13 protein-coding genes and 1 pseudogene are annotated in these 22,794 nt (G+C 70.2%); 7 read left to right on the top strand and 7 right to left on the bottom strand.

The window, feature by feature from the left end:
• The first annotated feature begins 1 nt into the window (after position 1).
• Both FGD71_RS46430 and FGD71_RS46435 read left to right on the top strand, forming a co-directional pair.
• Positions 2-769 (top strand): alpha/beta fold hydrolase, encoded by a 768-nt coding sequence (locus FGD71_RS46430; RefSeq protein WP_240437102.1) that lies wholly within the window; start codon positions 2-4, stop codon positions 767-769.
• Entirely contained in the window at positions 766-2,295 is a 1,530-nt protein-coding gene (locus tag FGD71_RS46435) for an aldehyde dehydrogenase (RefSeq protein WP_119106669.1), read from the top strand. The genes FGD71_RS46430 and FGD71_RS46435 overlap by 4 nt, the downstream gene beginning before the upstream one ends.
• Positions 2,296-2,314: 19 nt before the next feature.
• Here FGD71_RS46435 and FGD71_RS46440 read toward each other — a convergent pair whose 3' ends face one another.
• Both FGD71_RS46440 and FGD71_RS46445 read right to left on the bottom strand, forming a co-directional pair.
• Positions 2,315-3,316 carry a glycoside hydrolase family 43 protein gene (locus tag FGD71_RS46440; RefSeq protein WP_119106686.1) on the bottom strand — a complete coding sequence of 334 codons (1,002 nt, stop codon included), beginning with the start codon at positions 3,314-3,316 and terminating at the stop codon, positions 2,315-2,317.
• Between the two features lie 44 nt (positions 3,317-3,360).
• Positions 3,361-5,394, bottom strand: a complete 2,034-nt coding sequence (locus FGD71_RS46445) for an oxidoreductase (protein ID WP_119106670.1) — start codon at positions 5,392-5,394, stop codon at positions 3,361-3,363.
• A gap of 188 nt (positions 5,395-5,582) precedes the next feature.
• Here FGD71_RS46445 and FGD71_RS46450 point away from each other — a divergent pair, with 188 nt between their 5' ends.
• Together FGD71_RS46450 and FGD71_RS46455 are read left to right on the top strand one after the other, a co-directional pair.
• Positions 5,583-7,148: a GntR family transcriptional regulator gene (locus FGD71_RS46450; protein WP_140936070.1), complete on the top strand. Its 1,566-nt coding sequence runs from the start codon at positions 5,583-5,585 to the stop codon at positions 7,146-7,148.
• 79 nt (positions 7,149-7,227) lie between these two features.
• Positions 7,228-7,430: pseudogene (locus FGD71_RS46455) on the top strand (hypothetical protein); the annotation flags it as partial.
• A 38-nt stretch (positions 7,431-7,468) separates the two neighbouring features.
• Here FGD71_RS46455 and FGD71_RS46460 read toward each other — a convergent pair.
• The 5 genes from FGD71_RS46460 to FGD71_RS46480 are packed head-to-tail and all read right to left on the bottom strand — an operon-like array spanning position 7,469 to position 14,988.
• Positions 7,469-10,141 (bottom strand): discoidin domain-containing protein, encoded by a 2,673-nt coding sequence (locus tag FGD71_RS46460; protein ID WP_119106672.1) that lies wholly within the window; start codon positions 10,139-10,141, stop codon positions 7,469-7,471.
• On the bottom strand, positions 10,138-11,871 hold the full coding sequence (locus FGD71_RS46465) for a DUF2264 domain-containing protein (RefSeq protein ID WP_205571208.1): 1,734 nt from the start codon (positions 11,869-11,871) through the stop codon (positions 10,138-10,140). Before FGD71_RS46465 ends, FGD71_RS46460 begins: the two co-directional genes overlap by 4 nt.
• Positions 11,871-12,737, bottom strand: coding sequence for a carbohydrate ABC transporter permease (locus FGD71_RS46470; RefSeq protein ID WP_119106673.1), 867 nt, complete (start codon positions 12,735-12,737; stop codon positions 11,871-11,873). Before FGD71_RS46470 ends, FGD71_RS46465 begins: the two co-directional genes overlap by 1 nt.
• Positions 12,738-12,745: 8 nt before the next feature.
• Entirely contained in the window at positions 12,746-13,690 is a 945-nt protein-coding gene (locus tag FGD71_RS46475; protein WP_119106674.1) for a carbohydrate ABC transporter permease, read from the bottom strand.
• On the bottom strand, positions 13,687-14,988 hold the full coding sequence (locus FGD71_RS46480) for an extracellular solute-binding protein (RefSeq protein ID WP_119106675.1): 1,302 nt from the start codon (positions 14,986-14,988) through the stop codon (positions 13,687-13,689). Before FGD71_RS46480 ends, FGD71_RS46475 begins: the two co-directional genes overlap by 4 nt.
• Positions 14,989-15,072: 84 nt before the next feature.
• Between FGD71_RS46480 and FGD71_RS46485 the strand changes: the two genes are divergently transcribed.
• The 3 genes from FGD71_RS46485 to FGD71_RS46495 all read left to right on the top strand — a co-directional run bounded on the left by FGD71_RS46485 (position 15,073) and on the right by FGD71_RS46495 (position 22,684).
• Positions 15,073-16,125, top strand: coding sequence for a LacI family DNA-binding transcriptional regulator (locus FGD71_RS46485; protein ID WP_162931417.1), 1,053 nt, complete (start codon positions 15,073-15,075; stop codon positions 16,123-16,125).
• Positions 16,126-16,312: 187 nt separating this feature from the next.
• Positions 16,313-19,144 (top strand): glycosyl hydrolase family 95 catalytic domain-containing protein, encoded by a 2,832-nt coding sequence (locus FGD71_RS46490; protein ID WP_420878415.1) that lies wholly within the window; start codon positions 16,313-16,315, stop codon positions 19,142-19,144.
• Positions 19,145-19,309: 165 nt separating this feature from the next.
• Positions 19,310-22,684, top strand: a complete 3,375-nt coding sequence (locus FGD71_RS46495; RefSeq protein ID WP_181359409.1) for a pyruvate carboxylase — start codon at positions 19,310-19,312, stop codon at positions 22,682-22,684.
• The last annotated feature ends 110 nt before the right edge of the window (positions 22,685-22,794 follow it).

Consider the following 22,794-nt stretch of genomic DNA (forward strand, 5'->3'; position numbering starts at 1 on the left):
CGTGATCCACCACTGCGTCACCGGAACCGGCCCGGACGTCGTGCTCCTGCACGGCGTCGGGCTGGACCACAGGATGTGGCAGCGCTGCGTGCCGGCTCTCTCCGCCGCCCACCGGGTCATCAGGGTCGACCTCCGGGGCCACGGTGACTCGCCCCCGGCACACCCGGGAACCTCTCTGGGCGACCTCGCCGACGACGTCGTGGAAGTCCTGGACCACATCGGTGCCGGCCGGGTCCACCTCGTGGGCTTCTCGCTGGGCGCCCTCGCGGCGGCTCACCTCGCGGCCCACCACCCGGCGCGCGTCGCCACCCTGTCCCTCGTGAGCAGCGTCGCTCTGCGCACCCCGCAGGAGCGCGCGGCGGTCGTCCGACGGCTGGAGGCGGCGCGCACCGATCCGGCCGTGACCGCGGACGGCGCGGTGGAACGCTGGTTCAGCCCAGAGTGGCGGCTTCGGGAACCGGACCTCGTCACGGAGGTACGGAGGACGCTGCTGGCGAACGACCCCGCCTCCTACCTGGCCTGCTACACCGTCTTCGCGACCGGCGACGAGGAGGTCGGCCCGCTCCTCGGCCGGATCACCGCGCCCGTCCTGGCCATCACCGGGAGCGAGGACCCGGGCTCGACCCCGGCCATGTCCCGGAGGCTGGCGGCGGCCGTCCCCGACGCCCGCGTGAGGATCGTGGCAGGAGCTCGTCACCTGCTTCCGCTGGAACGGCCCCGCGAACTGGCCGCCGCGCTGACCGAGCACTTCGAGAGGATCACGCCATGACCGTCCACAGCGAGGCCGCTGCGACCGGCGGGAAGCCGGCCGACCTGCCCCGGCGCGACCACTTCATCAACGGCGAACGCGTGGCGCCCGCCGAGGGCGCGTACTTCGAGAGCGTCAACCCGACGCACGGGACGGCCTTCTACGAGGCGGCGCGGGGCAGCGCCACCGACGTGGACCGCGCCGTGACAGCCGCACAGCAGGCGTTCGAGAACCCGGCCTGGCGCGACTTGTCCCAGACCCGTCGCGGCCGGCTGCTGCGTCGCCTCGGAGACCTGATCGGGGAGAACGCCGAGTCGCTCGCCCGCACGGAAACACTCGACAACGGCAAACTGCTTCGCGAGATGCGTGCCCAACTCGCCGCGCTGCCCGAGTACTTCTACTACTTCGCCGGACTGGCCGACAAGATCCACGGTGAGGTCATCCCGGGGGCGGCGCGCAGTCTCCTCAACTACACCCTGCGGGAACCGGTCGGCGTCTGCGGCGCCATCACTCCCTGGAACTCGCCGCTCATGCTCACCACCACCAAGCTGGCTCCCGCGCTCGCCGCGGGCAACACGATGGTGGTCAAACCGTCGGAGCACACCTCCGCCTCGCTGCTCGAACTGGCGGAACTGCTCGACGGGTCAGGGTTCTGGCCTGGAGTCGTCAACGTGGTGACCGGGTTCGGTGCCGAGGCGGGCAGCGCCCTGGTCGCGGACCGCCGGGTGCGCAAGATGTCCTTCACGGGGAGCACCGCCACCGGAGCGGTCATCGCGCGGGCCTGCGGCGAACGCTTCGTCAAGGCCACCCTCGAACTCGGCGGCAAATCCCCCAACATCGTCTTCCCGGACGCCGACATCGCCTCCGCCTCGATGGGCATCGTCGCCGGGATCTTCGCCGCCGCGGGCCAGACCTGCGTCGCAGGCAGCCGGGTGTTCGTACACCGTGACGTCTACGACGAGACCGTCGAGCGCGTCGCCGAGCGAGCCCGCACCATCCGCATCGGCGACCCCCTGGAGCCCGGGACCGAACTGGGTCCGCTGGCGATGGCGTCCCAGCTCGCCAAGGTGGAGGAGTACGTCGCGGTAGGCCGCAAGGAGGGCGGACAGGTCGTCACCGGCGGCACCAGGGCCGACGTGGGTCTCAGCGGGTACTTCTACGAGCCGACCGTCTTCGTCGGCACCGACAACGGGATGCGGGTCAGCCGGGAGGAGATCTTCGGCCCCGTTGCCTCGATCATGCCCTTCGAGACCGAGGAGGAGGTGACGAGGCTCGCCAACGACACCGACTACGGGCTCGCCGCCGGTGTGTGGACCAGGGATCTGGGCCGCGCCCACCGGATGGCCTCGGCGCTCGAAGCGGGCACGGTCTGGGTGAACACCTACCGGGCGATGTCGCCGATGTCGCCGCGTTCGGGATTCAAGAACAGCGGAATGGGTGTCGAGCACGGCACCGAGACGATCAAGGAGTACACCCGCCTGAAGTCCGTGTGGGTCAACACGAGCGACGAACCCCAGGGCGACCCCTTCGTGCTTCGTTCCCAGTAGCCGGCAGCCCTCGCCGATGTCATCCGCCGCCATCGAGGTCGGCGCGCCGGTCGAGCACCCGTAGCTCGTGACCGACGAGCTGCATCTCGTACAGCTTCCCTCGCGCGTTGTCGAAGGGGCGGTGGAGGACCATCATCAGCCGGCCGTCGAAGGTGTGAAACAGCATGCCGTGACCGCTGTCGTCCCGGACCAGCGGCCGGTGCTGCTGCCATGGCCCTGTGATGTTCCCGGACTTCGAGATGGCATGGGTCTGCACATAGCCGCCGCCGATGGTGCCGTCCTGGCCTGCCACGTTCTTTTCGTACGTCGACCACAGCATGAGCAAGGACCCGTCAGGGGTGCGGTACAGCTGTGGGCCGTCGGTGATGTAGGGCGGGATCTGGTGCGGTACGCCGCCGGGGATCTGCTCGCCGACCCAGAACGCGTCCGAGGCCTTGAACAGGAAGACCGGATCTCCGATCGTCCGGGACAGGTCGGGAGCCAGCCGGATCGCTTCCATGGTTCCGTCGATGGTCTGCAGCCACTCGTGTGCGTACACCATCCAGGGCTGTCCGGACGGGTCGACGTAGAGCGTGCCGTCGAGGGTCATGAGGTTCTCGGGTGGTGCGGGGCGTGACGGGTCGAGGGCGGTGAAGGGGCCCAGCAGCGAGTCGGAAACGGCGGTGATCGTGCCGCGCATGTAGTTCGGGATCTGGAACGGCGTGCCCCATCGGTCGGGCGGTGGTACCGCGAGCGGCCTGTCCTGGTTGTGCAGCGTGGTGAACAGGTAGTACTGGCCGCCCCATTCGTGTACTTCCGGCGCCCATCCGCCGTCGGTCGCCCAGATTCCGGTCTGCTCGGCGGTCAGGAAGACCACGACGGGGCGCATCCAGTCGCGCAGGTTGTGGCTGCGGTAGACCATCGTGCCGGTGCCGTCCACGCCCGATACGGACGGGTCGTTGGACGTGTAGAGGTGGTAGGCGCGGGTCTTCTCGTCGGCGACGATGAACGGATCGTGCAGCGGCATGTCGGGAAGCCGCATCAGTTCGGTCTCAGCCACGGTCGAAGAATACGTTGACGCGAGGCTCAGATCCCTCGGCAAAGCCGGGCAGCGTCGAGCATCGCCGCGTGAACGTTCCGGCCGGCGACCGCATCCCCGATGCGGAACAGCTGAAACTGCCCACCCGGGTTGCGCACCATGGCCTGTGGTCCGCGTCCAAGGAGACTGCCCAGGTCCACGGCACCGAGGTTCGTCGAGTTCGGCACCAGCTCTTCGTAGAGCTCCTGCACCGGTTGCGTGCCCATTTCCGCGACGACGGCGTCGAAGACTCGCTCCTGGCGGAAGTCGAAGCCGTCCACGCCGAGCGTGACCGTCAGACCTTCCGCGCCCTTGGTGACCTTGTGGAGGCGTCTGAGAAGGGTGACTTCTATGCCGCTTTGTGCCATCGAGTGGACGTAGCCCGCGGCGGTGACCGAGCCGACGTCCGGCGAGAGCGTGCGTTCGGGTGTGATGATCTCGACCGTCGCGCCGCCGCGCGCCAAGGCTTCCGCGGCGTCGAGCGCCTGGTTGCCGCCGTGGTCGTCGTAGACGGCGACACGGCCTTGAACCCGCCTGGCTCCGGCGAGCACGTCCCAGGTGTCGTACACGAGGTGTGCGCCGGGCACTGCGGGCGCCGCGGGCGTGCCGCCTGTGGCGATGATCACCACGTCCCATGCCTCACGCAGGAGCGTCTCTGTTTCGACATACCTGTTCAGCGCGATCGGCACGCCCAGGCGGGCCAGTTCCGAGCTCCGCCAGTCGATGATCCCCCGCAGATCACGTCGGCGAGGTGCCAGCGACGCGAGCAGCAGCTGGCCGCCGACCTTGTCGGCTGCCTCGTACACCCGGACCTCGTGTCCCCGCTCCGCCAGCACCCGCGCGGCCTCGAGCCCCGCGGGGCCGGCGCCGACGACCGCTACGCGCTTCGACTTCGACGCGCGCTCGATGCGCTGTGGAATCTCCAGCTCCCGTCCGGTCGACGGGTTGTGGATGCAGTACGCCGCACCGGAGTTGTAGATGCCGTCGATGCACATGCTCGCGCCGACACACGGACGGATCTCGTCCACGCGGCCCGTACGGACCTTGTCGGGCAGTTCCGGATCCGCCATGAGCGCTCTGGTCATGCCGACGAGGTCCAGGAGGCCTTCGGCGATCGCATACCTCGCCGTGGCAACGTCCGCGATCTTCGCGGCGTGCATCACCGGGATGGAGAGCTGCCGCTTGATCTGCCCCGCGAACTCCAGGTGGGGAGATGCCGGCGTCCCCATCGGCGGGATCATGCGCGCCAAGTCGGCGTCGGTACCGATCGAGCCCTTGATGAGGCTGATGAAGTCGATACCCGCGTCCGTGATGTCCTGCGCGACTCGGAGGGCTTCCTCCGTTGCCAGCCCGCCCGGCCGCTCCTCGTCGAAGGTCATGCGCGCCCCGATGACGAACTCGGGCCCCACCGCCTCGCGAACGGCCTTGATGACCTGGAGTGGGTAGCGCATCCGGTTCTCGTACGAACCTCCGTAGTCGTCGGTGCGGTGGTTCCAGAACGGGGTCCAGAACGAGTCGAGGAAGTGCCCGTAGGCCATGAGCTCGATACCGTCCAGGCCGGCTGCCTGACACCGCTGGGCGGTGTCGACGAAGTCCCGCAGCACACGATCGAGATCCCACTGCTCGGCGGCCTTGGCGAAGGCCCGGTGTGCTGGTTCCCGAACATCGCTCGCGGAGATCGCCGGGATCCAGTCGTGTGTGTAATTGCTCGTACGGTGCCCGAGGTGCGTGAGCTGGGTCATGATCGCGGCGCCTTGCTCGTGCACCTCGTCGGCCAGCCGGCGAAGGAGCGGCTCGGCCTCGTCCTTCCACAACTGGAGGTTTCCGAACGCGGGGGCGCTGTCCCGGCTCACCAGCGCGCTGCCCCCGATCATCGTCAGTCCGACGCCCCCGCGCGCCTTCTCCACGTGGTAGGCGCGGTACCGGTCCTTCGGCAGGCCGTCCTCGCTGTACGCAGGTTCGTGGGACGTGCTCACGACGCGGTTCCTCAGGGTGACCGACTTCAGGACGAACGGGCTCAGCAGAGGGTCATGGGAATGCATGCGGCACGCTCCGCAGGGTCGCTCACCGTATCGACTCAGGAGTGCCCACGGTGCACCTCACGCCCCGGGCATGGGGAGACGGCGGGAACATACAATCGAGCGGGTGATTCTGGATTCATAAGTCCGTGACGGGAGGGATATTGGGCGACAGACTCAGACCCCCACAGCGGCGGTCGCTGGAGCGCTTGGTGGCCTCGACGCGTACGCCCTCCTATCTCGCGGCGCGAGCGCGCATCGTCCTGGACGCTGCTTCCGACGATCCGATTCCGGAGGACGGCGACGATGCGCACCGCGTGGGCCGCCGAACGTCGGCCAAATGGCTGGGGCGTTTCCTCGAAAGCGGTCTGGCCGGTCTTGAGGACGCGGCTCGTTCCGGCCGCCCGCCGGTGATCTCCGACGAGGTCGTCCTCCGCGTTCTGGCTGAACCCTTGTTCGTTCCTTCAGCGAAATGGACCTCACGAACCATCGCCCGGGCGACCGGAGTGAGCCAGTCGGCGGTCGTACGGCTGTGGGGTCGCACCTTCGACCCGAGGCTGATCTCTGAAACCGGCCCCCTCGCCGCGCTGAACCGGGATTCGGCCCTGGTCGGCGTGCACGTAAGCCAGAAGAACAGCGTCATCGCCTTGGCGGGAGTCGACGAACGTGACGGCCCGGGGCGCCACGGTCGAGCCGGGACCACGGTGGCTCCGCATGCTTTCTCCATGAGGTCGCCCGTGCGCCTGCCTGTTCAGACGATTCTGGCCGCGGACCTGCTCGCGTCCCGCTCGGCCCCGGGCCACCTCTCCTCGTTCGTGAAGTCGATGGCCGCGACGAACCGTGGCCGCATCGTCCTGCTGTGCCGAGAGCCACTCGATGCCGGCGTCCTGTCGTGGCTCGACGGCCGACCGGAGATCCAGACCTTGGCCGTCGGCGCGGAACGTTGGCAGGCTCTGCTGGTGCACCTCGGGCGAGCGCTCGACCCCGAGGGACAGCGCACACTTGAAGCCGTACAGCACAGCGTCCGGGAGTGGGCTCGACGACCGATGGAGCCCTTCATATGGCCACAGCGACACCCCGCGCGCCCCACGGAAGTCCTTCAGCGTATTTCCACGCCCTCGCACCGGAACCTGTCGCCGAGCCAGCGGCTGGCCGAGACCGTCGCAGCCTCCATACACGATGCGATCGTGGCGGGCCGACTCCGCGGCGGTGAACGAGTCACCGAGTCCTCACTGGCACGCGCCACTCATGCCTCGCGCGGCCAGATTCGGGATGCGCTGAAGTCGTTGGCCGCAGACGGCCTGGTGGATCTCGAGAGCGGTCGAGGCGCAGTGGTCCCCAGGCCGAGCGTCCATGACGTGCTCGAGACCTATGCGGCCCGACGGGTGCTCGGCGGCATCATCGTCGGTGCGGCGATCAGGTGGGGGCCGGAGTCACTGGGGCCTGTGCGCAGCGCACTGAGCGACATGAAGAAGACAGGCCTGACCGGCGACGTGTGGGCCACCGGGGAGGCAGACCTGCGGTTCCAGGACTCGCTCGCCGACAGCGTCGAGATGCGGCGGATCCCCACGATGTTCAGACGACTGACCATGCAGCTCCGATTTTTCATCTCGGTGATGGGTCTGGACTACGCGTACTCGGTCGACGACATGATCGCCGACGACTCCGCCCTCCTGGCCGCCCTCACACGGAGAGACGCCGTGTCGGCCCAGAAGATCTGGGAGCGCAAGATGACAGCCGCGGTCGAGTACATGGTCAGGCAACTCGACGCCGGATAACCCGTGTCCTGAAGGTGACCGGCTCGACCGCGGCCACATTGGTCCTGAGCGGCGTGGCGTGCTCGGTCCTCCACCTGTGCGGGCGTGGACCACTGCCGAGCAGCACGCCCAGTGGGCTTACGCCGTGGCCGGCTCCGTCGAGATGGACGTACGGCCGGGCGGACCCGGATCGTGCTCCGCCAGACCTGCGACACCGCTGAGGAACGCGACATGGCCGAGCAGGGCAGCGCCATGCTCCTCGACAGCCTGAGCACCTTCTTGACCGAAGAGGCGAGGGACTGAACACGCGTGGAGCACCGCCACGGCGGGTGAGGCCGCGCTCAGGGCCGGATCGTCAGCCAGTCCAGCGCGGCGACCTGCCGTCCGCCCGCCGCCACGACGTAGAGGTCTTGGGTGCCGGTGACCTCGCGTTTCAGGCGCACCTGTTGCTCCTGCCAGTCGCCGTCGCCGCCGCCCCGGACCGGCACCACCCCGAGCAGCGGACCGTCCGGCGCGTCCAGGCGCAGTTGCAGCGAACAGGTGCGCGCGCAGGAGGACGCGCTGCGCACGGTGAGCCGCCCGCCGTCGACGTTCACCTCGCGGAAGCCCACCCAGTCGCCGGAGCCCAGCACCCCGGTGGCGGCCGTGCCGCGCTCCACGCCTCGTACGACCGCGGCGTGCTCGGCCTGGAGTGTGGCGGAGGCGTCGGGCCCGTCGCCGTACAGGCGCAGGTCGTTGACGACCCAGGGGACCGGTCCGCTCGCGGTGAGCGTGATCCGGAGGTAGCGGGCGGTGGTCTGCCGGGGGAACGCCGCGTCCTGGGTGAAGGAGCGGCCGGCGACCCGGGCGAGCGGCTCGCCCCAGTGCGTGCCGTCCCGGCTGACCGCGACGGAGAAGCCGTACGGCTGGCCACTGGTGTCGCGGCCGGCGTCGAGCGAGAGCCTTCCGAAGGTCTTGGGCTCACCGAGATCGACGGTCAGGGACTGACCCGGCGACTGCGGACTCGCCGCGGTCCAGCGGGTGTTGATGTCCCCGTCGGTCACGGCGGAGGCGTCCGTACCGTCGCTCGCGGTCGCCGTCCAGGTGCCGTGCCGCACCCGCTGCTGACAGCCCGGCAGATTGCAGCCCGTCGACCAGATCGGCGCGCCGTACTCGTACGCGCCCTGGTCGGGAGCCGCGCCCCGGATGTCGGTCGTGATGCCGTCGATGGTCTCGCCGGCGTCGATGGCGGGTGAGCCGGCCGTCAGCCACAGCTCGCCGTTGACGGCGTCCGTGTAGCCGGGCCGGTCGCTGATCAGGTTGGAGCGGACCACGGGCAACGGGTCACCGGTCTGGGTGGCGCTGATCGGCTTCGGGCCGATGATGTTGCTGATGTACGAGCCGGAGGCGTCCGTCGCACCGCTCAGCAGCACCGAGTTCTCGCTGATGCCCACGCCGTAGCTGGAGTTGTGGTCCTCGTTGGCGATGCTCGGTCCGGTGTGGCCGTTGAAGAAGGTGCCTCGTCTGCCCGTGTTCCAGGTGACGTTGTGGTGCAGCCGGAAGTGGCCGGAGTAGTTGTCGACGTAGAGACCGACCTGGCCGTTGGAGTCGTGCGAGGTGTTGTGGTCGATGGAGCTGCCGGAGCCGTTGAGGCTGCAGCAGACGTAGAAGGGGGAGCCGTCGCGGGAGGTGCGCATCGCTTCGGACATGTCGTTGTAGGCGATGCGGTTGTCGTGGAATTCCGGGCCGTTGAGCTGCCAGGCCGTGTCGATGGCGGCCCGTCCCGTGCGCCGGATCGTGTTGTGCGTGACCGTGTGGCCGTTGCCGTTGACCTCGATGCCGGGCGTGTAGCTGCCCATCCAGCCGACGTCGTGGATGTAGTTGTTGGTGACGGTGTTGCCGGTGCCGCGCAGCAGCACACCGTCTCCGGCCGACTGGGAGATCTCGCTGTTCTTCAGGGTGTTGCCGGTGCCGAGGATCTGCACGCCCGAGTCCAGGATCCGGGAGGCGACGATGTGGCCTTCGAAGGGCGGGATCGCCAGATCGCTGTCGGGCGGCATGGGGAGCGTGGAGAACTCCGAGATGTAGGTGGCGCGCAGCCGGTCGACCACGACTCCTGTGCTGTCGTTGCCCGTTCGCAGGGACGTGCCCCACAGGTTCAGCCCGCGCACGGTGACGTACGAGCTCCTGCTCAGGTCGACGCCCCAGAGCCGGTGCTTGGCGGTCACCGTGTGCCCGGTCATGCCGTCCTTCGGCGGCACCATGTAGAGCCGGTGCGCGCTCTCGTCGTAGTACCACTCGCCCGGCTGGTCGAGTGCGGCCTTGGAACCGACGAGGTAGTAGTTGCGGTAGTTCTGGTTGCCCATGCACAGCGGCGGGCAGCGGTAGTTGCCGCCCTTGAAGTCCAGCTTGCCGGCTGCGGCGGCGGTGACCGTGCCGGTCTGCTGGGCCCAGGGGTTGGAGCCCGCCCACAGGTGCACGGTGGCGCCGGTCCAGTCGGCGTCGGGCAGGTCGGTGTCGTCGATGTGCTGGTCGGTGGAGGTGGCGTCGGCCTGGGCCCAGGTGGTGTTCAGTGGATCGGGGCCGGTGTTGGGCCAACGGCCCTCCACAGCACGGTCGTTGTCCAGGAAGATCGCGTTGAAGTCGGGATCGGGCGGGAGGTTCGTGTCGGCGGCGACCAGTCCGCCGCCGGCGTCCTTCCAGCCGGTCACCGGCTCGGTCCCGTCGACGGTCACCGGCCCGTCGCCGTACGCGGCGATCGTGATCGGGGCGTCCTTGGTGCCGGAGGGAGGGGTGAGCTGTTCGCGGTAGGTGCCGCGGTGGACCAGACAGGTGTCGCCGGGGCGGACGCGGGAGAGGCAGTCGCCGATCGTGCGCAGGGGTCTCTCCGCCGAGCCGTAGGTGTTGTCACCGCCCCATGGGGCGACGTGGTAGGTACGGCCGGGATCCGCCGCCTGAGCCTGGTCCTGGGCCTGGACCGGGAGGGTCAGCAGCGCCGCCACGGCGGCCAGTACGGACAGCTTTCCGAGTCTCATGTCCCGCCTCCACGCGTCGGGTGTTCCGGGGGTTGTCGCCAGGCCGCCTCGGCGTCCCGTCCGTCGGGGGCGCCCAGCACCGCGCAGCTCAACCAGTGCTCTCCTGGGGGGAGTTGACCGGTCAGCGTCGGCAGTGTCGTACGCCGGGCGAGGACGTTCGTGCCGGGCAGGCAGTCGACGACCGTGCCGGAGCGCAGGCCGTCGAGGTCTCGCAGGCCGGTGACCCCCGCCGGGGCCGACGCACGGGCGTATCCGGTTCCGGTCGCGCTCTTCACGCCGGCATCGCGGTCGACGGCGAAGCCGCCCTCCGCGGTGTGCAGGGCACGGGCCGTCCGGATGTGATGGGTGCGCAGATGCCACGGCGGCGCGGCCGCCAGCCAGGTGGTGATCTCCACGTCGGGCCAGGGCCGCCAGGTGCTGCGGACCGTGTCGCCTCCGGTCGCGGGGTCGGCCGGCTCCTCGCGCACCCGGTAGTGCGCCCCGCCGTCGTCACTCAGCGCCAGCATCGAGTCGTACGCGCCCTGCGCGAGCCCCAGCGGTCCGCCGGGCAGGCTGAAGCCGAACCGGGACGAGTAGGCGAACTTGGCGTATTTCTCGGCGCCGTGGCGCAGCCAGGCGTGGTGCTGGCGCCCGGCGAGCAGGGTGACATCGCCCGAGGCACGCATCAGCACCACGCCCGCGTGCGGCTGGGCGCTGACGGCGGGCAGCGCGGGAGCCGGCTCCTCGGCCGCGGTCCAGAACGCGTGATCGTCCGGCAGCGCGAGTGGCAGGAACGCCTTCAGCGACCAGTACGGGGAGCCGGGCGCGTTGTACTGCTCGGCGAGCGCGGGCTGCGGATAGCCGTACCCGACGGACAGCAGCCTCTCCGGCCCGGTCACCGGTCGCCCCCGCCACCAGCGCAGATGCCGCAGCAGATACCCCTTGACCACGCCCCACGGCAGCGCGTCGACCCCTGCGAGGGGCAGCGCGCCCCAGAAGGCTGCCTGCGCCCAGCGGTAGGTGAGGCTGCGCCCGTACGGGACGGCGGCGCCGTCGTCCGCGAACCAGTGCCGGAAGTCGAGGGCGAACCGGGCCGCCCGCTCCTTGAAGCGGTCCCCGCCGGTGAGCGTGTCGTACAGCAGTCCGTAGAAATGCATCGCCCACGGCACGTAGTAGTCGCGCCGCTCGGTGGGCCCGTCGGAGTACCAGCCGTCGCCGAGCCAGAAGGTCTCCAGACGCTTCAGGCGGGCGCCGGTCAGCGAGCGGTCGTACGGCACACCCACCCGGTCGAGGCCCAGGCCGATCAGTACCGGGAAGAAGTGCCAGTTGTTGTCGGCCGTCTCGCGGGGGAGGGCACTGCGCAACCAGCGTGCGAGGCGGTCCCGTTCGGCGCCGCTCAGCGGATCCCACCACTGCTCGGGTGCGAGGGCCAGAGCGAAGCCGATCGCGGCCATCTCGACGATGCGCTGGTCGCGGTCGCGGGGCTCACCCCAGTACTCGGGGTGCGCGGGGTCGCTGCCGTGGGCGAGGCCCCTCAGCCACAACTCGGTGTGCGGTACGGCTCCCTTGCCCGCCGCCAGCGGGGCGAGCCCCCACAACGGGCGGGCGAACGCCTCCAGTTCGGCGGCGGTGTCGTCGTGGATGGCGGTGTTCACGCCGAGCCGTACGCGAGCCCGGCCGGCGCTGAAGTGCGGGACCAGAGGAGCCGCCAACTCCCTTACACGGGAGGCCATTTCCGTACGTGCGTCCATCAGCCCTTCTCCGCCCCGGCCAGCAGCCCGGTGCGCAGGAAGCGCTGGGCGAGGACGAAACCGATCAGCAGGGGCGCACAGGCGACGAGTCCGGCCAGAGCCGCTTCCGGCTGGTGGATGTCGAGGTCGGCGAAGCCGCTGGAGTTGTTGACCGCGCCGGTGGACTGAAGCAGGGACATCAGACCGAGCTGGAGGGTGAAGGTGCGGTCGTCGGAGAGCATCACGAAGGGCAGGAAGAACTCGGTCCAGCAGCGTACGAAGCCGAAGAAGGCGATCAGTGCGATCGCCGGGCGGGCCAGCGGCAGGGCGACCGACCAGAAGAGCCGCAGCTCGCTCGCGCCGTCGACGCGTCCGGCGTCCAGCAGGCTGTCGGGCAGGTTCGCCTGGAAGTGCAGGAATGCGAGGTAGACGCCGAAGGGGTAGAACGACAGCGGAAGGATCACCGCCCAGACCGTGCCGGTGAGGTTGACCGCCGACATCTCCAGGTAGAGGGGCAGCACCAGCGCGGCCGGGGGCAGGATCATCGTCACGATCGAGAGCGTGAGCAGTGTCCGGCGGCCCGCGAAGTCGTGCTTGGCGAGCACGTAGCCCGCGGGCACGCACAGCAGCAGGGCGAGCACGACACTGGCCGCCGCGTAGATGACGGAGTTGCCGATCCACAGGGTGATCTCGCCGTCGTTGTACGACGTCAGGTGTGCCCAGGCGTCGCCGACGTTGCCGAGCGAGCCGAAGCCGAGCGGTGCGCCGGTCGTCAGGTCGTCGGCGGTGCGGGTGGGCGCGAGGAGCAGCCAGAGCAGGGGCAGTCCGAAGAAGACGGCAGCGCCGAGCAGGAACAGGGCACGGGCGCCGCGCGACAGGGCGGTCATGGTCCGGCTCACCCGGCTTTCGTGGAGTCCGTGGCGTACATACCGGTGCGGGAGATCACGATCCAGGCGGCCAGCAGCCCGACCGCGAGCATGGCCAGCGACAGCGCGGCGGCCTTGCCGAAGTCGCCGTCCTGGGTGGCGTAGACGTAGGCGAGCTGGTTGACGGACCAGGTGGGGCTGATCTGGCCGGGGGCGCCGGTGGACAGCACGGTCGGTTCGACGAAGACCTGGCTGCCCGAGGCGAAGCTGGAGATCAGCACGAAGGCGACATAGGTGCGCACCAGCGGCAGCTTGATGTGCCACATGGTCCGCCAGGCCGAGGCGCCGTCGACCTGCGCCGCCTCCAGGACGTCCCTGGGGAGCGCGGTGAGCGCCCCGTACAGGACGACGATCCAGCCGCCCGCGTGCACCGCGACGCCCATCACGGCGAGAACGGTGATCAGGCTGCCGCCGGAGAGGGCGTCCGTGGCGGTCTTGACGTCCATGAGCTTCAGCAGCGGTCCGAACGGGCTGCTGTCCGGGCTGACCATGAACAGCCACAGCAGGGCCGCCGCCGAGCCGGTGACGGCGCCCGGCAGGTAGTAGACGAGCTGGAGCGCGCCCGTCACCCGGCCCGGCCGGGCGTGCAGGGTGAAGGCGAGGGAGAGGACGGTCAGCAGCAGGACCGGCAGCCAGATCAGCAGATACGTGGTGACGTTCTGGGCGGCCTCGCCGAGCCGGTAGTCGTCGAGGACGGCCGCCCAGTTGCGCCCGCCGGAGAAGGAGCCGTCGTGGACGAGCGACGTCCACAGGGCGTATCCGGCGGGCGCGAGTCCGAAGACCGCGAGGAACAGGGCGTACGGGCCGACGAGAATCCAGACGGCGGTGGTGCGGCCCTTGTGCCTCCGGGGCCGGGGTTTGGCCCTGGGCACGGGTTCGGCGGCGGTCGGACGGGCCGCGGTCAGCGTCTTCATCCGACGGAGTACTCACTGGTCTTGGCCGCCGCCTCCAGTTTGTCCTGCCAACTTGCCAGCGTCTTGCGGAGGTCGGCGCCGGAGTCGGCCGCCTTGCCGACCGTGTCGTTGAAGCTGGCCTGCCAGTCCGCCTCGAAGCGGACGGCACCGAATCCGGGGCGCAGTGCGTTCGCCGCCGCGGTGAGGGCGGGCATCGGGTCGGCGGCGTAGTACGGGTCCTTCGCCTTGGCCTCGCCCCACTTCTGTGCCGCCGCCGTGAAGGCGGGGTACGTGGGCTGGTCGGCCTGGAGGGTGGCGTCGGTGGTCATCCAGCGCACCAGGTCCGCCGCCTCCTTCGTACGGTCGCCGGCGTGCGCGGAGACGAGGAAGGCACCGCCGCCGACCTGTCCGGCGTACGACTTGGTCTCGCCGGGCCAGGTGGGCATGGGAGCCGCGGCGATCCGCCCCTTGGGAATCTTGAACGCGGGCCCGAACATGAAGTCGCCGAACCAGGCCGGGCCCGGCAGCATCAGGATCTTGTTCTCCTTGCCGAGCTTGGCGAAGGCGGGGTCGGTGGGGACGACGGTGGTGACGGCCTTCTTCTCGGCCATCGGCTGGAGCAGGTCAGCGACCCGCGTGCAGCTGGACCGGGTGAGGTCGATGTGGACCTTGGTGAGGCTGAGCGTGTCGCGGGTGGGGCAGCCGCTGCTGCCGAAGTAGGTGCCGGCGCCGTACTTGCCGTTGATCGCGCCGACGATGGTGCCGGGGTGCTCCTCGGCCGCCTTCAGCCCGGTTCGCTGGTAGTCCGCCCAGGTCTTCGGGACCTGGTAGCCGTACTCCTTCATCAGCGACGTGTCGTACCAGAGCACGGTGGGGGCGATGTCGTTGCGCAGGCAGTAGGTCTCGCCGCCGAAGGTGCAGGTGTCGAGGGAGCCGGGCGCGAAGCCGTCCCGTACCGACTTGGGCACGAGGCCGTCGAGCGGGGCCGCGTAACCGAACTTCTCACTGGCGAGCGTCGCCGCCTCGGCCGGGTTGGTCAGGAAGACGACGTCGGGCCAGCCCCTCTTGGTGCGGTTGGCGAGCGAGACCTTGGTGGGGACGTATCCCGCGTCGGGCGGGATGGTGACGATACGGATCTTCAGGTCGGGGTGTGCCTTCTTGTACTGCTGGGCCGCCGGCGTCCGGGTGTTGTCCACCCAGACCAGCAACTCGCCCTTGTCGTTGCCCGAATTGCCGCTGCTGCCGCCGCCGGTGCCTCCGCAGCCGGAGAGCGCCAGTGCCACGGCGGCGGCCAGGGAAGCGGCGCGCCATCTCTTCATCGAGGACCACCTTTACTCCCGGGAGTACGGTTGCGATAGTTTTCGCAACTCGCGACCGCTCCGGAAACGTAGGAGATTCATCCGATGACGTCAACGGTTCCGGCAGGATCCGGCTCAGGAAGACGGCGAACTCTTGCCGAAATCGCCGAACAGGCAGGCGTTTCGGTCTCCACCATCTCCAAGGTGCTGCACGACAGATCCGATGTATCGGCGGAGACCAGGGCCAAGGTGCAGCGCCTCCTCGAGCAGCACGGCTATCTGGCGAAACACCGTCCGGCAGCCACCGCGGCCCCGCCCGGTGGACTGATCGACTTCGTCATCAACGAGCTGGACAGCCCCTGGGCCGTGGAGCTGATCCGCGGCGCGGAGGACGTCCTGCACGACGCGAACATGGGACTGGTCGTCTCGGCCACGCACGGCCGGACCAGACGCGCCCGGCAGTGGCTGGACTCGCTGGCCACCCGGTCCACACGCGGGGCGATCCTCGTGGTGCCCGAGCTGACACCGGAGCAACACGAGGAGCTGGGCCGGCTCGGCATCCCGTACGCGCTGGTGGCGCCGATCGACGAGCCCGCGCCCGGGACGCCATGGGTGGGCGCGACCAACTGGCCCGGCGGGCTGGCCGCCACCCGCCATCTCATCGAGCTGGGCCACCGCCGGATCGCGATCATCAGCGGCCCGGAGCGCCGGCTCACCTCACGGGCCCGGGTCGACGGCTATCGCTCGGCGCTGGCGGAGGCGGACCTCCCCTTCGATCCGGCGCTGGTGCGCTACGGCGACTTCACCCACAACCTCGCGCACCAGCACGCGCTGGAGCTGCTGGCGCTGCCCGAGCGCCCGACCGCCGTCTTCGCGGGCAGCGATCACCAGGCGCTGGGCACCTACCGGGCCGCCGCCGAACTCGGGCTGCGGATCCCGGCCGACGTCAGCGTGGTCGGCTTCGACGACCTGCCGTTCGCCGACTGGGTGACCCCTCGGCTGACGACGATCCGCACCCCGCTGGCCGACATGACCGCGCTCGCGGCCCGGATGGTGCTGCGGCTGCTGTCCGGGGAGCAGCCGGAGACGACTCGGGTGGAGGTGGCGACGGAGCTGGTGGTGCGGGAGAGCAGTGCGCCGCCGCCGGGCCATGGGTGAGCCATTGAGTCAGTCATCGGATGAACAGGGGGCGTGTCAGCCGTATTGACGCCTCATTAGCCGCTTCCTACCCTCCCGTCTAACCAAGTCATCGGATCAATGTGACGGGAGATCGATGATGGGTGTCAGTAGACGGAGATTTCTGGGCCGCGTTGCCGGGGGCGCCGCCGCCGGAGCGACCACCGGAATGGGCATCACGGAACCGGCCGCCGCCCAACCGGCCGCCGCCCAACCGGCCGCCGCCCCACCGGGCGCGGTCGTCGGCCCCGTGGCCCTCACCGGCATGCGTACCGACCGCGAGTGGCAGGACTTCCTCGCCGGCCAGGACCCGCGCTGGAAACGACTGCCGCGCGCCTGGTACGAGGGCCCCTTCCTCGGCAACGGACTGCTCGGCTCGATCGTCTACCAGGAACCCGGGGCGAACGCCCTGCGGTTCACCGTTCACCACACCGAAGTGCAGGACCACCGGCCGCAGTTCGGCCACAACTGGGGCGTGGCCCGCCTTCCGGTCGGCAATCTCCTGCTGCGCCCCGTCGGCACCCTCACCGGTGCCGACCTGCGCCTGGACCTGTGGAACGCCGAGGTCAGCGGAACGGTCACCACGGACAAGGGCAGCATCGAACTACGCGCCCTGGTCCACAACGACCGTACGCTGCTGCTCGTCACCGCGCGGGCGAGCGCGGGGGAGCAGGGCTTCCGCTGGGAGTTCGTCCCCTCGCCCGCCGTCAGCCCGCGTATCGTCCGGGAGAACCCGCCGGCCGGCCTGGAGCCCAACCCCGAGCCGGTGACCTCGCGGGAGCCGGACGGCACGGGTGTCGTCGTCCAGTCGCTGGTCGCGGGCGGCCGGACCGTTACCGCCCACCGGGAACGCAACGTCGGCGACGACCGCGTGTACGTCCTGGCCGTCGCCCACTCCCATCCCGGCACCGACGCCGAGGGCCGCGCCAGAACGGCCGTCCGCAAGGCGTCCGCACTGCCCGTCTCCAGCCTGCTGCGCACCCACCGCGAATGGTGGCACCGCTTCTACCGCAAGAGCTTCCTCTCCGTCCCCGACGGGATGCTGCAGAGCTTCTACTGGATCCAGCTCTACAAGCTCGCCTCCGCCGCCCGCGAGCACGCGCCGATCATGGCGACCACCGGCCCCTGGCTGGAGTCCACCCCGTGGCCGGCCGTGTGGTGGAACCTCAACGTCCAGCTGGAGTACTGGGCGGTGCACGGCTCCAACCACCTGGAGCTGGACGCCGTCCCACGCACCCTCGCCGAGCACACCGACACACTGATCGGCGCCCTGCGCCCCGAGTACCGGTCCGACTCGGCGGGCGTGCGCCGCGCCACCGACGCCACGTGCGACACCAGCGGCACCGTCGCCGTCCCGGGCGTCAGCAGCACTCCCGAGGTCGGCAACCTGCCCTGGGCGCTGCACAACGTATGGCTGACCTACCGGCACACCATGGACCGGGGCGTCCTGGAAGACGTCCTGTACCCGCTGCTGCGCCGGACCACCAACTACTACCTGCACTTCCTGTACGAGGGCGAGGACGGGCGGCTGCACCTGCCGACGACCTACTCACCGGAGTACGGCAGCGCCCCCGACTGCAACTACGACCTGGCGCTGCTGCGCTGGAGCTGTGCGACCCTGCTGGAGACCACCGGCCTGCTCGGCATACGGGACGACCTGGAGCCGAAGTGGCGCGAGGTGCTGGAGAAGCTCACCGACTACCCGGTGGACGACAACGGCTTCATGATCGGTGCCGGAGTCCCCTTCGACAAGTCCCACCGGCACTATTCCCACATGCTCTCCGTCTACCCCCTCTACCTCGTCAACTGGGAGCAGCCCGAGCACCGTGACCTGATCGAACGCTCGCTGAACCACTGGATAGGCTTCGAGGGTGCCCTGCGCGGCTACAGCTTCACCGGCGCCGCCTCGATCACCGCACAGATGGGCCGGGGCGACGACGCGCTGACGTACCTGCGGGAGCTGGTCGACCGTTTCGTGCAGCCCAACACCATGTACTACGAGGCCGGGCCCGTCATCGAGACACCGCTGTCCGCCGCGCAGAGCCTGCACGACATGCTGTGCCAGAGCTGGGGCAGCACGATCCGCGTCTTCCCCGCCGTCCCCGACGCATGGCGAGACGTCACGCTGCACGACTTCCGCACCCAGGGCGCGTTCCTGATCAGCGCCGTCCGCCGGGGCGGTACCACCCGCTGGGTCCGGGTACGCAGCCTCGCCGGGGAGCCGTGCCGGGTACGCCACTCCCTGAGCGGACGGCTCGCGGTCACCGGGGTCGGCGACCCCGCCCCCGCCTGGCGCGACCTCGGCGACGGCGTGATCGAGCTGGACCTGCCACAGGACGCGGAGGCGGTGATCCACCCGGCCGGCTCGCGGCCCGACCTGCGGATCGCCCCGGTGACGGTGACCGTGCCCGCCGACCCGTGGGGACTGCCCGAACCGCCGCAGAACGGAACCGCTACCCAGATCGATCTCACCGGAGCCTTCGACAACGACGGCATCACCACCGAGATGTACTACGGCGACGGGGACTTCGACGGCGCCGGCCGTACGTACCCCATGGCCCAGCTGCCGCAGACCGGGCAGACGACGGACAACGGGATCGCCTTCCTCTTCACCAACGGGAGCGAGGGAACCAACAACGTGGCGGCCGGGCAGGAGATCGCCGTCCCGCAAGGTGCGTACACGAAGCTGCATGTGCTCGGTGCGGGCGACACGGCGGCCGTGACCGTCCCGGCGGTGGTCCGGTACGCCGACGGAACAAGCGAGGCCGCGCAGTTCACTCTCACCAACTGGCTGGCGTCCGGCCCCGAGAACGGCGAGAGCGAGGCGGTGACCACCGGCCAGATCCACACGCGGACCGGGCCGGTGGCCACCAAGGCGGCCATCTTCCACCAGGTGATCGATCTCGACGCGAGCAGGCAGCTCACCGCGATCACGCTGACCGCGCCCTCCGGGTCGGCCAGGGCCCATGTCTTCGCCCTCTCGCTGGAGCAGCAGACCTGATCCTCGGCCCTTCAGAAGTGATCGCCCCACGCCTAACGTGGTGGCCAGGCGCGTGGCCGCTTCGCCCAGCCGGAGGCACCCGGGGGAGTGGCTGGGCTCACATGGCAGTGAAGCGGCGTGGCCGACACCATGGTGCGTGTCTCCGGCAGGCTGAAGGGATCCCAGATGTTCCGCAAAGTGCTGGTCGCCAACCGCGGTGAGATCGCGATTCGCGCGTTCCGTGCCGGCTACGAGCTGGGTGCGAGGACCGTTGCCGTCTTTCCCCATGAGGATCGCAACTCACTGCACCGGATGAAGGCCGACGAGGCCTACGAGATCGGCGAGCCGGGCCACCCGGTGCGGGCCTACCTGTCCGTCGAGGAGATCGTCCTCGCGGCGCGCCGGGCGGAGGCGGACGCGGTGTACCCGGGATACGGGTTCCTGTCGGAGAACCCCGAGCTGGCGCGCGCCTGCGAGGAGGCCGGGATCACGTTCGTCGGGCCGGACGCGGGGACCCTCGAGCTGACCGGGAACAAGGCGCGCGCGGTGGCGGCCGCCCGCGCGGCCGGCGTACCGGTGCTCGGCTCCTCGGCGCCCTCCAGCGACGTCGACGAACTGGTGCGTGCCGCCGAGGACATCGGCTTTCCGGTGTTCGTCAAGGCGGTCGCCGGTGGCGGCGGGCGCGGTATGCGCCGGGTCGAGGAGCCGGCGATGCTGCGCGAGTCGATCGAGGCGGCGGCCCGCGAGGCCGCGTCCGCGTTCGGCGACCCCACGGTCTTCCTGGAGAAGGCCGTCGTCGATCCCCGCCACATCGAGGTGCAGATCCTCGCCGACGGGCAGGGCAATGTCATCCACCTGTTCGAGCGCGACTGCTCGGTGCAGCGCCGCCACCAGAAGGTGATCGAGCTGGCGCCCGCGCCGAACCTCGACCCGGCGCTGCGCGAGCGGATCTGCGCCGACGCCGTGCGATTCGCCCGGGAGATCGGCTACCGCAACGCGGGCACCGTGGAATTCCTGCTCGACCGCGACGGCAACCACGTCTTCATCGAGATGAACCCGCGCATCCAGGTCGAGCACACCGTGACCGAGGAGGTCACCGACGTCGACCTCGTGCAGGCGCAGCTGCGCATCGCGGCCGGTGAGACGCTCGCCGACCTCGGCCTCGCACAGGAGACCGTCACGCTGCGCGGCGCCGCGCTGCAGTGCCGTATCACCACCGAGGACCCGGCCAACGGCTTCCGCCCCGACACCGGCAGGATCAGCGCCTACCGGTCGCCGGGCGGCTCGGGCATCCGCCTGGACGGCGGCACCACCCACGCCGGTACGGAGATCAGCGCGCACTTCGACTCGATGCTGGTCAAACTCACCTGCCGAGGCCGGGACTTCAAGACCGCGATCGGCCGGGCCCGGCGCGCCGTGGCCGAGTTCCGCATCCGCGGCGTGGCCACCAACATCCCGTTCCTGCAGGCCGTACTCGATGACCCGGACTTCCAGGCCGGACAGGTCACGACGTCGTTCATCGAACAGCGGCCGCACCTGCTCACCGCACGACACTCCGCCGACCGCGGTACGAAACTGCTGACCTACCTGGCCGACGTCACGGTCAACAAGCCCCATGGCGAACGGCCCGCGCTGATCGACCCGACCACCAAACTGCCGCCCGTGCCCCCGGCCGAGCCGCCCGCAGGCTCCCGGCAGCGGCTCGTCGAACTCGGCCCGGAAGGCTTCGCCCGCTGGCTGCGCGAGTCACCGACCATCGGCATCACCGACACCACGTTCCGCGACGCCCACCAGTCGCTGCTCGCCACGCGGGTTCGCACCAAGGACCTGCTCGCCGTCGCCCCGGTGGTGGCGCGTACTCTGCCGCAGCTGCTGTCCCTGGAGTGCTGGGGCGGCGCCACCTACGACGTCGCCCTGCGCTTCCTCGCCGAGGACCCGTGGGAGCGCCTGGCCGTACTCCGTGAGGCCGTGCCCAACATCTGCCTGCAGATGCTGCTGCGCGGCCGCAACACCGTGGGCTACACGCCGTACCCGACCGAGGTGACCGACGCCTTCGTGCAGGAGGCCGCCGCCACCGGTATCGACATCTTCCGCATCTTCGACGCGCTGAACGACGTCGGACAGATGCGGCCCGCCATCGAGGCCGTACGCGAGACCGGGACGGCTGTCGCCGAGGTCGCCCTGTGCTACACCTCCGACCTGTCCGACCCGTCGGAGCGCCTGTACACCCTGGACTACTACCTCCGCCTGGCCGAGCAGATCGTGGATGCCGGCGCCCACGTCCTGGCCGTCAAGGACATGGCGGGCCTGCTGCGCGCCCCGGCCGCCGCGACGCTCGTATCGGCGCTGCGCCGTGAGTTCGACCTGCCGGTGCACCTGCACACCCACGACACGGCGGGCGGCCAGCTCGCCACCTACCTGGCCGCGGTCCAGGCCGGCGCTGACGCGGTCGACGGCGCGGTGGCGTCGATGGCGGGCACCACCTCGCAGCCGTCGCTGTCGGCGATCGTGGCCGCGACCGACCACTCCGAGCGGCCCACCGGGCTGAGCCTCCAGGCCGTGGGCGACCTGGAGCCGTACTGGGAGAGCGTCCGCAAGATCTACGCGCCGTTCGAGGCGGGCCTGGCCTCGCCGACCGGGCGCGTCTACCACCACGAGATCCCCGGCGGCCAGCTCTCCAACCTGCGCACCCAGGCCATCGCGCTCGGCCTCGGTGACCGCTTCGAGGACATCGAGGCCATGTACGCCGCCGCCGACCGGATGCTCGGCCGCCTGGTCAAGGTCACCCCGTCGTCGAAGGTGGTCGGCGACCTCGCGCTCCACCTGGTGGGCGCCGACGTGTCGCCGGAGGACTTCGAGGCGACGCCGAACAAATTCGACATCCCCGACTCCGTGATCGGCTTCCTGCGCGGCGAGTTGGGCAACCCGCCCGGCGGATGGCCGGAGCCGTTCCGCACCAGGGCACTGGAGGGCCGCGCCGACTCCAAGCCCGTGCAGGAACTGACGGCGGACGACCGTACGGGGCTGGTGAAGGACCGGCGGGCGACGCTCAACCGGCTCCTGTTCCCCGGGCCGACGCGCGAGTACGAAACGCACCGTCAGACCTACGGCGACATCAGCGTGCTGGACAGCAAGGACTTCTTCTACGGTCTGCGTCCCGGTAAGGAGTACGCCGTCGACCTCGAACCCGGCGTACGGCTGCTCATCGCGCTGGAGGCCGTCGGCGAGGCCGACGACCGCGGCATGCGCACCGTGATGTCCACCCTGAACGGCCAACTGCGGCCGATCCAGGTGCGCGACACCGCGGCTGCCTCCGACGTCCCGGTGACGGAGAAGGCCGACCGGGCCAACCCCGGCCATGTCGCCGCGCCGTTCGCCGGAGTGGTGACCCTCGCGGTCGCCGAGGGGGACGAGGTGGCGGCCGGCGCCACGGTGGCCACCATCGAGGCGATGAAGATGGAAGCGACGATCACCGCGTCGAAGGCGGGGAAGGTGTCGAGGCTGGCCATCAACAGGATCCAGCAGGTGGAGGGCGGCGATCTCCTCGTCGAGATCGCCTGAGTCCCGGGATCGCTTCGGTCTGGCGGGCGTTGTCTCGGGTCCGGCGCGGGTAGCGGTCGGCGCGGCAGCGGTCGGCGCGGCAGCGGTCGGCGCCGGAGGGCGCCGCGCCG

This window comes from Streptomyces sporangiiformans (genome assembly GCF_005768555.2).
Lineage (GTDB): Bacteria > Actinomycetota > Actinomycetes > Streptomycetales > Streptomycetaceae > Streptomyces > Streptomyces sporangiiformans.